The organism is Rhizobium sp. S96 (genome assembly GCF_030382195.1).
Taxonomy (GTDB): domain Bacteria; phylum Pseudomonadota; class Alphaproteobacteria; order Rhizobiales; family Rhizobiaceae; genus Rhizobium.
This window is the reverse complement of the sequence record NZ_JAUDRY010000008.1, coordinates 251,986-263,905: the sequence shown is the minus strand read 5'-3', so window position 1 is coordinate 263,905 and position 11,920 is coordinate 251,986. Positions and strand designations below refer to the sequence as shown.

Genomic DNA, 11,920 nt, shown 5'->3' with positions numbered 1-11,920 from the left:
CGGATGGTCGAACACACGCGCACAGGCCCCAGACTCTACAACCTTCCCAAGATAAAGAACAAGCACATCGTCCGAAATCAAGCGGACAACCGATAAGTCATGGCGCCCTTGTGAAATATATTTCTACTTGTGAATTATATTGACTCGCGCTCCTTCTTGCACTTTATTGTGTTCATCGAACTTCGAGGAGGAAGTTCGGTTTCAACGCGATCAGCGGCGTCTATGCGACGCTCTCGGGCTTTTGGGAGGGGCTTCGGCCTCGAGGAGGAAACTTGCGCAAATTTATCGGCTCGACCGCCATGGCGGTTCTTGCAACCACTTTTCTGGCCGGCACTGCGTCGGCGGCTACGGATAATCCGTTCCGTTGCAAGCCGGGCGAAAAATACGTGATGAACGTGATGGTCTCGGGCGTGGAATACTGGTTCCCCGTCTATGAGATGTTCAAGCAGGCCGGTCAGCAGTTCGGCTGCGAGACGGAATACACCGGCACGCCGGAATATGACGTCAACAAGCAGATCGCCAGCTTCGACCAGGCGCTGGCGCAGAACCCGGCCGGGATTCTCGTTCATCCGATGAACTCCGATCCGTTCATCGAGCCGATCAATCGCGCCATCGGCCAGGGCACGGCGGTTGTCACCTTCGCCGCCGACTCGCCGCTGTCGAAGCGCGTTTCCTTCATTACCTCGGACAACACACGCGAAGGCACCTACGCCGCCGACGCGATTGCAGAGAAGATGGGCGGCAAGGGCGAATATGCGGTGCTCGAAAATCCGGGCCAGGACAACCACGACAAGCGCATCGCCGCCTTCATCAGCCGCATGGAGACGAAGTGGCCGGACATGAAGCTCGTCGGTCGCGCAGCCTCCAACCAGGATCCGACGAAGGCCTATCAGGGGCTTTCGAGCATCATCCAGGCCAATCCGAACCTTGGCGCTGTCTTCATGCCGGAGGCGAATTCGGCGATCGGCGCATCGCAGGCCAGCAAGGAAAACGGCGGCAAGGTGCTTGTCATGTGCGCCGACGTCAACGCCAACATCCTGGACATGATCAAGGCCGGCGAAGTCTTCGGCTCGATCAATCCGAACCAGGGCATGCAAGGCTATATGGGCTTCATGCTGCTCTGGCTGGCCAAGCACCCCGAGCTGATCGACCCGATGAACGACGCCAAGCGCTCCGGTTTCAACCCGATGAGTATTCCAGTCGTCGATAACGGGCTTTCGATTGTGACGGCTGATAATGCGGACGACTTCTATTGGGACAAGTACCTGAAGCGCCGCGGCACCAAGGGTATCGAGGAGTAACCTCCCGGGCGAGTACCATCCGCGTCATGCGGCGCGGATGGTACTCCACGGAGGAGGAGGACGAAGATGGCTGAACCGGTTCTGTCGATCCACGGCGTTAGCAAGCAGTTCGGCGCTATCCAGGCGCTGACGAACGTCGATTTCACCCTGGAGAGGGGGGAAGTCCACGCGTTGTGCGGCGAAAACGGCGCCGGGAAATCGACGCTCATGAACATCATTGCCGGGGTTGTGCAGCCGACCGAGGGAGAGATCCGGGTCGATGGCAAGGCTGTGAGGATATCGTCGCCTGCCGCCGCGCAGATGCTCGGCATCGGCCTCGTCCACCAGGAAATTGCGCTTTGCCCGGATGCGACGGTCGCAGAGAACATGTTCATGGCAGCCACCAACCGTCGCCGCTCACCCTTCATGAACTACCGGGCGCTGGAACGTGATGCGCAGGCTGTGATGAACCGGCTTGCCGCCATCGAGGTCCGCCGCAAGGTTGCAGACCTGCCCATTTCCAGCCAGCAGCTTGTCGAGATCGCCAAGGCGCTGACACTCGACTGCCGCGTGCTGATCCTCGACGAGCCGACTGCGGCCCTGACGGAAACCGAGGCGCAGCAGCTTTTCTCGATCATCCGCGATCTCAAGTCGAACGGCATCTCGATCATCTATATCAGTCACCGCATGGCTGAGATCTTCAGTCTCTGCGACCGGGTGACGGTCTTCCGCGATGGTCGCTATGTCTGCACGGATCGTATCGCTGACGTGACCCCGGATGATGTCGTCCGTCGCATGGTTGGCCGCGAGATCACCCAGCTCTATCCGGACAAGCTCGGACCTGACGACGTCGGCGGCGAGACCATCCTGAATGTTGACGGCTTGGGCGACGGCGAGCGGTTCCATGATGTGTGCCTTGACCTGCGCAAGGGCGAAATTCTGGGCATCGGCGGGCTCATCGGTTCCGGCCGTACGGAGATTGCCGAAGGAATCTGCGGACTTCGGTCGCGCACGGCGGGCGGCATCCGCCTGCACGGCAAGCCGCAGGCGATCAACACCTATGCGGATGCGGTCAAAGCCGGCATCGTTTACCTCTCGGAGGACCGCAAGGGTTCCGGCGTATTCCTGGAGATGTCGATCGCCCAGAATATTTCGGTGCTGAACCTCAAGGCCTTCACCAATCGCGCAGGCCTGCTGAACGGCCGTGCCGAAGCAGCGCTTGCAGAGGATTTCGCGCGCCGGCTCGGCGTGCGTATGGGCGGCGTCGAGGCGCCGGTCAAATCGCTTTCGGGTGGCAACCAGCAGAAGGTAGCCATCGCCAAGCAGCTCGCTGTCAGGCCGAAGGTGATCCTGATGGACGAGCCGACGCGCGGTATCGACGTCGGTGCCAAGACCGAGATCCATCGTCTGTTGCGGGAGCTTGCGCGCTCCGGCATTGGCATCGTCGTCATCTCGTCGGAGATGCCGGAATTGCTCGGGCTTTGCGACCGGGTTCTGGTCGTCAGGGAGGGGCGCATCGCGGGCGAACTCGGCGCAGACAATATGACGGAAGAGGCCGTGATCCGCCTGGCATCAGGGATCGGCGCGGTAAGGACGGCAGATCATGCCGCGTGAAGATGGAAGGGGAGAGACGGGCATGGCGATTGATACGATGACGGCGGAGATACAGAAGACAGGGGCGTGGAAACGCATCGGTACGATGCGCGAAGCGGGATTGATCGCAATCATCCTCGCCCTCTGCGTCGCCATGAGCTTTGCCTCGCCGCACTTTCTGACGCTGGGCAACTTCCGCGCCATGCTGATGAGCTTCTCGGTGGAGGGCATCGTCGTCGTCGGCATGACGATCCTTTTGATCGTCGGCGGTATCGATCTGGCTGTCGGCTCGGTCGTCTGCTTTGCCATGGTGCTTTCCGGCTCGCTGTTCCTTGCCGGGCTGGACCCATGGACCGCGTCGCTGATCGGCATCCTTGCCAGCGGCGTCATCGGCGCAATCATGGGCTTCTTCGTGACCGTCGTGGGGCTCAATCACTTCATCACCTCGCTTGCGGGCATGGTGATCGTGCGCGGACTGTGCCTCATCATCACCAAGGGCACGCCGCTTTCGCTCTTCACACTCCCGGCAGGTTTCAAGGCCGTCGGCCAGGGCACGTTCTACGGTGTGCCGTATGTCATCGTGATCTTCGTCGCCGTCGTCGTCCTGTTCGATTTCCTGCTGCGCCGGGCAACGGCGTTCCGCAAGGTGTTCTATACGGGCAGCAACGAGAAGGCGGCACTCTATTCCGGCATCAAGACCAACCAGGTGAAGTTCTGGGTCACGGTGCTCTGCTCCACGCTCGCGGGCGTCGCCGGGGTGATTTACATGTCCCGCTTCGGCGCCGCGACGCCGACCTTCGGTGTCGGCATGGAGCTCAACATCATCGCAGCCGCGGTGATCGGTGGCGCCTCGCTCAACGGCGGTTCCGGCACCATCCTCGGCGCCATCCTCGGCATCGCATTGCTCTCGGTCGTTACCTCGTCATTGATCCTGCTGAACGTCTCAGTCTATTGGCAGGACATGATCAAGGGGTGCATTCTCCTTGCCGCCGTTTCCATCGATCATTTCCTGCACAAGCGGAAGGCCGTCTGATATGCGGATCGCCAGACTGAAACCCAAGACCACGGCGCCGCGCGAGGAAATCGTCATCGCGCGCCAGATGCACCAGGCGCTCGTGCTGCACTTTCTGGAAGGCCTGACCCAGGCGCAGATCGCCGACCAGCTCGGCATCTCGCATGCGACAGTCAACCGGCTGATCAAGCGCGGTCGCCAGCTCGGCCTCGTCGAGATCAAGATCAAGTCGCCGGTCGAGCCGCTGGTGGATATGGAAGAGCGGCTGCTCGCGCTTGGCGGCATCAGCCGCGCCGTCGTCGTGCCGACCGTTTCCGACAACCCGCAGACCGCACTTCAGGCGGTCGGCGAGGCGGCAGCCCGGCTGCTGATCGAAGAGATCGCCGATGGCGACACGATCTGCATCACTGGCGGCAAGGGCGTCAGCGCCGTCGTCGCCGGCCTGCAACCCGGCCGCCGCTTCGATGTCGAAGTCATCCCCGCGACCGGCTGTGTTCAGGGCAAGCACTATACCGACGTCAACCATGTCTCGACGCTGATGGCCGAACGACTGGGTGGCCGCTCTTACCAGATCCACGCGCCGCTCTTTGCCGACAATGCCGAGCAGCGCGCGATGCTGATGGCCATGCGCTCCGTCGCCGATGTCTTCCAGCGGGCGCGCGAGGCGAAGGTTGCCGTCGTGGGCATCGGCTCGATCCTGAGCAGCGACTCGACCTATTACGACCTGCATCCATCATCGAGCACCGATCGCATGGCGATCGAGCACGCCGGCGCGAGTTCCGAACTGCTTGCACACCTGCTCGATGGCGAAGGCCAGCTTTGCGACTACAGCCTCAATCGATCGCTGGTCTCGCTGACACTGGACGAGTTTGCCTCGATCCCGACGAAGATCGGTGTCGCCAGCGGGTTGAACAAGGCGGGCTCCATCCTCAGCGTTCTCAGAGGCAATCATCTCGACACGCTGGTGACCGACGAGGCCACCGGGGCGCGCATTCTTGAAATAGCATCCGAGGAAGGACATCAGGCATGAGCGGCGAACAGTTGACCCGCGAGATCGGGCACTCCGGCGTCAAGGCCTCGGCTGTCGGGCTTGGAACATGGGCGATCGGCGGCTGGATGTGGGGCGGGACCGACGAGGCGGAATCGATCGCCGCCATCCAGGCTTCGCTGGATGCGGGTGTCACGCTCATCGACACGGCGCCCGCTTATGGGCTTGGCCGCTCGGAGGAAATCGTCGGCAAGGCGCTTGCCGGACGTCGCGACCAGGCCGTGATCGCGACGAAGTGCGGTCTGGTCTGGCACACGCAGAAGGGCCGGCATTTCTTCGATCAGGACGGCAAGCCTGTTCACCGCTATCTCGGCCGGGACGCGATCGTCCACGAGGTGGAACAAAGCCTACGCCGGCTCGGCACGGATCATATCGATCTCTACATCACCCACTGGCAGGACGCGACGACACCGATCGAGGAGACTGTCCGGGCGCTGGAAGAGTTGAAGGCGGCGGGCAAGATCCGCGCGATCGGCGCCAGCAACGTCGATCGGTCCGAGCTTCAGCGCTACATCGAAACCGGGTCGCTCGATGCGATCCAGGAGCGGTTCAGCATGATCGATCGGGCGATCGAGGCGGACCTGCTGCCGCTCACTATTGCAAGCGGCGTGTCGACGCTCAGCTATTCCTCGCTGGCGCTCGGGCTGCTCTCCGGCGCGGTCGGGCCGGACCGCATCTTTTCGGGCGACGACCAGCGCAAGGACAATCCGCGCTTCTCGGTCGCCAATCGACAGAAGGCGAAGGACTTCTCCGATGCCATCCGGTCGGTCACGGCGCGACATGATGCGAGCATTGCCCAGGTGGTGATCGCCTGGACGCTGGCGCAGCCGGGGATCACCTTTGCGCTCTGTGGCGCTCGCAACCCGGCGCAGGCGCTTGACAATGCAAGGGCCGGCACGCTTCGGCTTTCGGTTGACGATCTCAAGGCTATCGACGCGGCGCTCTCTGCCAAGCTCGCCCATATGGACGGATAACGGACCAGCATCATGAACCGTAAAGAGACATTGGACGGGCTTCGCGAAAGCCCGAAGGTGGACGTGTGCGTCCTCGGCGGCGGGATCAACGGGCTCAGCGTCTTTCGCGAGCTGGCGTTGCAGGGCGTCAACGTGCTGCTTGTCGAGCAGGCGGATTATTGCTCCGGTGCCAGTGCCGCGCTTTCCCGCATGGTGCATGGCGGGCTGCGTTATCTCGAAAACGGCGAATTCAGTCTCGTGCAGGAATCCCTGGTCGAGCGGGACCGGTTGCTGCGCAATGCGCCGCACTATGTTGCGCCATTGGCGACGACGGTTCCGATCTTCGATGTGTTTTCCGGCTTCGCCAATGGAATTGTCCGGTTCCTCGGGCTTAGTCGCAGGCCGAGCCGTCGCGGCGCCGTGGTCATCAAGGCGGGGCTCAGCATCTACGATTTCCTGACGCGAAAGCGCGCGTTGATGCCGCGCCACCAGTTTCGCGGGCGCAGGAGCACGCTCGCCAAATGGCCGGCACTCAATCCCGCGATCCGCAACTCCGCAACCTACTACGATGCCTGGGTAAGCCACCCGGAGCGCATTGGCATGGAATTGTTGGTCGATGGCCTCACGTCGAGTGCGAACGCCGCTGCGCTGAACTACGCGACTGTCGAACAGAATTCGGGCGGAGAATTTCTGCTGCGCGACGGTCTCTCGGGCGAGACGCTGACAATCAAGCCGGCATTGATCATCAATGCGACCGGTGGCTGGATCGATATCGCCAACGGCGCGCTCTTTCCCGAGAAGGGCCGCCCTGCACCATTGATGGGGGGCACGAAGGGCTCGCACCTGATCATCGACAATGTCGGCCTGCGCGAGATGCTCGATGGGCACATGATCTACTACGAAAACGAGGATGGGCGCATCTGCATCCTCTTTCCCTATCTCGGTAAGGTGCTGGTCGGCTCGACGGACATAAGGGTCGATGACCCCGGCACGGTGCGCTGCGAGGCGGACGAGCGCGACTATATCCTTCAGTCGCTTGCGTTCGTATTACCCGGCGTCGTGATCCGGCCGGAGGAGATTGTCTTCCAGTTTGCCGGGGTGCGGCCGCTGCCCGCCAGCAAAGACAGCTTTACCGGCCGCATTCCGCGCGACCATTTCTGCACTGTCATCGAGGGTAACGACGGCGGCCCACCGGTGCTCTGCATGATCGGCGGGAAGTGGACGACCTTCCGCTCCTTCGGCGAACTGGCCGCCGACATGGCGCTGGAGCGCCTCGGTCGGAAGCGTCGTCTCGATACGGCGGAGCGCACATTCGGCGGCGGACGCGATTTTCCCGACGATCAAGGCGATTGGCTGCGACGGCTCGCGGCGACTACCGGTCTTGCAGAGGATCGCGCCGCGACGCTCTTTGCACGCTATGGCACGGATGCCGCCGAGGTCGCGCGCTTCATGGCGGCGGCGCCGGATCGCCTTCTACCTCATGCCGGCTACAGCGCTCGCGAGCTCATCTTCCTCATTCGCGGCGAAGCGGTCGAGCACCTCGACGACATTCTGCTCCGGCGCACGACGCTTGCCATCACCGGCGAACTCTCGCTCGAGATGGCGGATGCCGTTCTCGAGATTCTCGCCGCCGAAAAAGGCTGGCCGCCTCAGCGTGCCGCCGAGGAACGCACCCGCTTTCTGACCCTCATGCATGAGCGCCACGGCGTCTGCGAAGAAACCCTTTCCGCAAGGAACGAACAAAGGAGTGAAGTATGCGAGACAACCGCAAAGTCCGGATGAACCGGCTGTTCGGCAACGGCCGTTGCCTTGATGTGGCGATCGACCATGGCGTCTGTAACGAGCCGTCTTTCCTCGATGGCCTGGAGAACATGCCCGCTGTCGTGAAGGCACTGGTCGATGCGAAGCCCGATGCGATCCAGATGAATTACGGCCAGGCCGACTTGCTGCAGGACCTGCCGGGTAAGGACAAGCCTGCGCTCGTCATGCGTGTCGACATGGGTAACCCCTATAACCGCATCCGCCATCGTGACATGTGGGCAGTGCTTCAGAACGATGCCGAGCCTTTGGTTGGCGCGCTGCAGATGGATGCCGCCTGCGTCGTCGTGAACCTCTTCATGCTGCCTGACGAGCCGGACCTCTTTCGCCAGTGCGTCCAGAACATTTCTCGCGTGCGTGCCGACTGCGAGAAGTACGGCATGCCGTTGATGATCGAGCCGCTGGTCATGCAGCCGGTGACAGAGCGCGGCGGCTATATGGTCGATGGCGATGCCGACAAGATCGTCACACTGACACGTCTTGCCCGGGAGATGGGCGCCGATATCGTCAAGGCGGATCCGACGACGAACGCTGATGATTTTCACCGCGTGGTAGAGGCGGCGCGCTGCCCGGTGCTCGTTCGAGGCGGTGGAAAGGAAGACCTTGGAGCCGTATTTGCCAAGTCCGCGGCCTTGATGCGACAGGGCGCAATGGGCATGGTCTACGGGCGCAACATCTACCAGCACGCCAATCCCAATGCGGTCGTGCGCGGCCTGATGGCGATCATTCACGAGGATGCGAGCGGCGAGGAGGCCTTCGCACTTTACCAGCGGGGCTGATGCCCCATGCAGGGTAGCGGCCATGGATCGCGGTGATTGCGGCCAACGAGAGATGTGGGCGAGCGATGGGGGCTCGGCCACAACGTCGATCGTCGTCCACGGCGAGCTGGAGCGCGCGAGACTTTGTCAGAACCTGGGAGGGGTTCAAGATGGGAAATTACTTGTTGGGGCTCGATGCCGGCAACACGGTCATCAAGGCGGTGATCTTTGACCGGACGGGCAAGGAAGTGGCCTATGCGGGGGAGGAGGGCCATAGCCGGATGCCGTGCCCCGGCCACGTCGAGCGCGATCTCGGCGAACTTTGGGCCAATGCCAAGCGCGTGATCCGTGCCTGCCTCAACCAGGCCGGCATTGCAGCGACCGAAATCGCCGCGATCGGCTGCGCTGGTCACGGCAACGGGCTCTATGCGCTCGACCGCGCCGGGGAACCGTTGATCGGCATCCAGTCGCTGGATACCAGAGCGACGGGCCTTGTCGATGAATGGGCGGCGGAAGGGGTTGGCGACAGGACGGTGGCCATCGCCCGTCAGCGTCCATGGCCCTCGCAGACGCCGACCTTGCTGGCCTGGCTGAAACGCCATAGGCCCGACCTCTTCCAACGTATTGGTACGGTGTTCTTCTCCAAGGATTTCATCGTCAACCGGCTGACCGGTCGGCGCGTCAGCGAAGTGTCTGATATGTCCGGGGCCGGGCTGCTCGATCTCGCCGCCCGCCGCTACGACAGGACGCTGATGGCCGCCTACGGGCTGGCCGACTCTATGGCGCTTCTACCGCCGTTGATCGAAAGCGCCGATATTGCCGGCACCGTGACGGAGGCTGTTGCGGCGGAGACGGGGCTTGCCGCCGGCACGCCTGTCATCGGTGGCCTGTTCGATGTCGTCGCCTCGGCGCTCGGCTCGGGCGTCTCGCGCACCGGCAGTGCTTCGATCATCGCAGGGACGTGGAGCATCAATCAGGTCATCATGGACGGCCCCACGCTCGACGGTCCGGTGTTCATGTCCTCGACCTTTGACCGCAGCCGCTATATGGCGATGGAGAACAGCGCGACCTCCGCCGCCAACCTCGAATGGCTGGTCAGGGAGTTTTTCGACGGCGAGCATATGGATGGCGTGTCGCCGTTCGATGCGGCTTGCGCACTTGCGGCGGCGGTGGAGCCCACGGCAGATGATCCGCTTTATCACCCTTATCTCTACGGCGCCCAGCAGGATGGTCATGCGCGGGCCGGCTATTATGGAATTGCCGGCTGGCACGGGAAGGGCCATCTGATCCGGGCCTTGCTGGAAGGCGTGGCTTTCGGCCATCGCCAGCATATCGAGACCATTCGCAAGGCCGGCGCCACGTTTGACGAGGCCGTGCTTTCCGGTGGTGGCTCGCGAAGCCGCCTGTGGCCTCAGATTTTTGCCGATGTGCTTGGTATGCCGGTCTCCGTTGCCGTCTCGCGGGAGACGGGCGCCCTTGGGGCGGCGATCGCGGCCGGAACCGGCGTCGGTCTTTTTACCGATTTCACGGAAGGCGCCAACGCCATGGTGCAGATCGATCGCCACTACCAGCCGAACTGCGCGCTTGCCGGCCACTACGATCGCCGCTACCGGCTTTACACGGATATCGCCGAAGCCATGGCGCCGCTCTGGCAGCGGCTGTCGGCAACAGGCCGGCTGGAAACGGGAGTTGCCGCGTGACGATGCCTGACAATGAAACGCCGGTGGATGAAGGCAGCTACGACTTCATCATCGTCGGAGCCGGTTCGGCAGGCTGCGTGCTTGCAAGCAGGCTCTCGGCCGACCCGAGAAACCGCGTGCTGCTTCTCGAAGCCGGTGGCACGGATCGCTATCACTGGATCCATGTGCCGATCGGTTATCTCTATTGCATGGGCAACCCGCGCACCGACTGGATGATGAAGACGGCATCCGAGCCGGGCCTGAATGGCCGCGCGCTGAACTATCCCAGAGGGAAAGTCCTCGGCGGCTGCTCTTCCATCAACGGCATGATCTACATGCGCGGCCAGGCGGCTGACTACGACGGTTGGCGCCAGGCCGGCAATGCCGGCTGGGGCTGGGACGACGTTTTGCCCTATTTCCTGAAATCGGAAGACAATTACCGGGGCAAGTCCGCGCTGCATGGTGCAGGTGGGGAATGGCGCGTGGAGCGCCAGCGGCTCTCCTGGCCGATCCTCGACGCTTTCCGCGACGCGGCCGAGGAGCTCGACATTCGCAAGACGGATGACTTCAATGGGGGCGACAACGAGGGCTCTGGCTATTTCGAGGTCAACCAGCGTGGCGGCGTGCGCTGGAATACGACCAAGGCCTTTCTCCGCCCGGCGATGAAGCGCAGGAACCTCCGGGTTCTGATCAATGCCGAAACCGAACGGCTGGAATTCGACGGCAAGGCGGCGTCCGGTGTGCGCTTCCGGCTCAACGGCCGGGCCTGTGTGGCGCACGCAACGCGCGAAGTCGTGCTTTCGGCAGGAGCCATCAACTCACCGAAGGTGCTCGAACTCTCCGGGATAGGGCGACCGGATCTACTGGCTGACCTCGGCATTCCCGCTCATCACGCACTGCAGGGTGTCGGCGAAAACCTGCAAGACCATCTGCAGATCCGCACGGTCTTCAAGATCGAAGGGGCGCGTACGCTGAACCAGCTTTATCACAGCCTGTTGAGCCGTGCGGGCATGGGCTTGCAATATGCGCTCAGCCGCTCGGGGCCTCTCTCCATGGCGCCGAGCCAGCTTGGCATCTTCGCCAAGAGCGATCCGGCTGTTGCGACCGCTGATCTCGAATATCACGTCCAGCCGCTGAGCACCGACAGGCTCGGCGAGCCGCTGCATCCTTATCCTGCCGTAACCGTCTCGGTATGCAATCTCAGGCCGGAGAGCCGCGGGACTGTGCATATCACGACCCGCGACGCGGTGGCCGCGGCGGAAATCCGCCCGAATTACCTGTCCACCGTCGGCGATCGCCTGCTTGCTGCAAAGTCCATCCGTCACGCCCGCAGCCTGATGCAAACCGATGCCATTGCTGGTTTTCGACCACAGGAAATGCTTCCCGGCTCGAAGTATCAAAGCGATGATGAGCTGATCCGCTGCGCCGGCGATATTGCGACTACGATCTTCCACCCGGTCGGCACCTGCAAGATGGGCGACGACCCGATGGCTGTGGTGGACCCGAGCCTGCGCGTCCATGGTCTTGGCAAGCTGCGCGTCGTCGATGCGTCGATCATGCCGACCATTGTCTCCGGCAACACGAACTCTCCGGTGATCATGATCGCCGAGAAGGCGGCGGAGATGATGCTGGCGACGCCATAGCGGCAATTGCTGACCAGCCGTTTGCGGGTCGTTTTTCGAGGCGCTGAAACGTGTGTACGGCAGCATTTACCGTAACGTACTTCCTAGCCGGCTTTCCGTCGGCAAAGGTTCGTCAGCATCCACGCACCATCACCGG

General features: G+C 62.6%; 9 protein-coding genes and 1 pseudogene. 9 read left to right on the top strand and 1 reads right to left on the bottom strand.

What is annotated here, in order from left to right; genetic code table 11:
• Window positions 1–102, bottom strand: a pseudogene (locus QTL94_RS28440) (ABC transporter ATP-binding protein); the annotation flags it as partial.
• A 197-nt stretch (window positions 103–299) separates the two neighbouring features.
• On the opposite strand from QTL94_RS28440, the gene QTL94_RS11045 reads away from it, so the two are divergent.
• From QTL94_RS11045 to QTL94_RS11005, 9 genes are all read left to right on the top strand, one after another.
• The gene (locus QTL94_RS11045) at window positions 300–1,301 is read left to right on the top strand and encodes a substrate-binding domain-containing protein (protein ID WP_502944122.1); all 1,002 of its coding nucleotides are present in this window, start codon (window positions 300–302) and stop codon (window positions 1,299–1,301) included.
• Between the two features lie 66 nt (window positions 1,302–1,367).
• Entirely contained in the window at window positions 1,368–2,894 is a 1,527-nt protein-coding gene (locus QTL94_RS11040; RefSeq protein ID WP_289801557.1) for a sugar ABC transporter ATP-binding protein, read from the top strand.
• 22 nt (window positions 2,895–2,916) lie between these two features.
• Window positions 2,917–3,906: an ABC transporter permease gene (locus QTL94_RS11035; RefSeq protein WP_289801556.1), complete on the top strand. Its 990-nt coding sequence runs from the start codon at window positions 2,917–2,919 to the stop codon at window positions 3,904–3,906.
• Between the two features lies 1 nt (window position 3,907).
• Window positions 3,908–4,915, top strand: coding sequence for a sugar-binding transcriptional regulator (locus tag QTL94_RS11030; protein WP_289801555.1), 1,008 nt, complete (start codon window positions 3,908–3,910; stop codon window positions 4,913–4,915).
• The gene (locus tag QTL94_RS11025) at window positions 4,912–5,907 is read left to right on the top strand and encodes an aldo/keto reductase (RefSeq protein WP_289801554.1); all 996 of its coding nucleotides are present in this window, start codon (window positions 4,912–4,914) and stop codon (window positions 5,905–5,907) included. The genes QTL94_RS11030 and QTL94_RS11025 overlap by 4 nt, the downstream gene beginning before the upstream one ends.
• 12 nt (window positions 5,908–5,919) lie before the next feature.
• Window positions 5,920–7,668 (top strand): glycerol-3-phosphate dehydrogenase/oxidase, encoded by a 1,749-nt coding sequence (locus QTL94_RS11020; protein WP_289801553.1) that lies wholly within the window; start codon window positions 5,920–5,922, stop codon window positions 7,666–7,668.
• Complete coding sequence (locus QTL94_RS11015; protein WP_289801552.1) at window positions 7,641–8,483, top strand: class I fructose-bisphosphate aldolase; 843 nt, start codon at window positions 7,641–7,643, stop codon at window positions 8,481–8,483. The genes QTL94_RS11020 and QTL94_RS11015 overlap by 28 nt, the downstream gene beginning before the upstream one ends.
• A gap of 149 nt (window positions 8,484–8,632) precedes the next feature.
• Window positions 8,633–10,162, top strand: a complete 1,530-nt coding sequence (locus QTL94_RS11010; RefSeq protein WP_289801551.1) for an FGGY-family carbohydrate kinase — start codon at window positions 8,633–8,635, stop codon at window positions 10,160–10,162.
• 2 nt (window positions 10,163–10,164) lie between these two features.
• Window positions 10,165–11,784, top strand: a complete 1,620-nt coding sequence (locus QTL94_RS11005) for a GMC family oxidoreductase (protein ID WP_289801568.1) — start codon at window positions 10,165–10,167, stop codon at window positions 11,782–11,784.
• The last annotated feature ends 136 nt before the right edge of the window (window positions 11,785–11,920 follow it).

Excerpts from the sequence above, each read along its gene's own strand:
- QTL94_RS11015 (WP_289801552.1), top strand. The coding sequence starts at position 7,641 with ATGCGAGACAACCGCAAAGTCCGGATGAACCGGCTGTTCGGCAACGGC.
- QTL94_RS11010 (WP_289801551.1), top strand. The coding sequence starts at position 8,633 with ATGGGAAATTACTTGTTGGGGCTCGATGCCGGCAACACGGTCATCAAG.
- QTL94_RS11040 (WP_289801557.1), top strand. The coding sequence starts at position 1,368 with ATGGCTGAACCGGTTCTGTCGATCCACGGCGTTAGCAAGCAGTTCGGC.
- QTL94_RS11025 (WP_289801554.1), top strand. The coding sequence starts at position 4,912 with ATGAGCGGCGAACAGTTGACCCGCGAGATCGGGCACTCCGGCGTCAAG.
- QTL94_RS11030 (WP_289801555.1), top strand. The coding sequence starts at position 3,908 with ATGCGGATCGCCAGACTGAAACCCAAGACCACGGCGCCGCGCGAGGAA.
- QTL94_RS11020 (WP_289801553.1), top strand. The coding sequence starts at position 5,920 with ATGAACCGTAAAGAGACATTGGACGGGCTTCGCGAAAGCCCGAAGGTG.
- QTL94_RS11005 (WP_289801568.1), top strand. The coding sequence starts at position 10,165 with ATGCCTGACAATGAAACGCCGGTGGATGAAGGCAGCTACGACTTCATC.
- QTL94_RS11035 (WP_289801556.1), top strand. The coding sequence starts at position 2,917 with ATGGCGATTGATACGATGACGGCGGAGATACAGAAGACAGGGGCGTGG.
- QTL94_RS11045 (WP_502944122.1), top strand. The coding sequence starts at position 300 with ATGGCGGTTCTTGCAACCACTTTTCTGGCCGGCACTGCGTCGGCGGCT.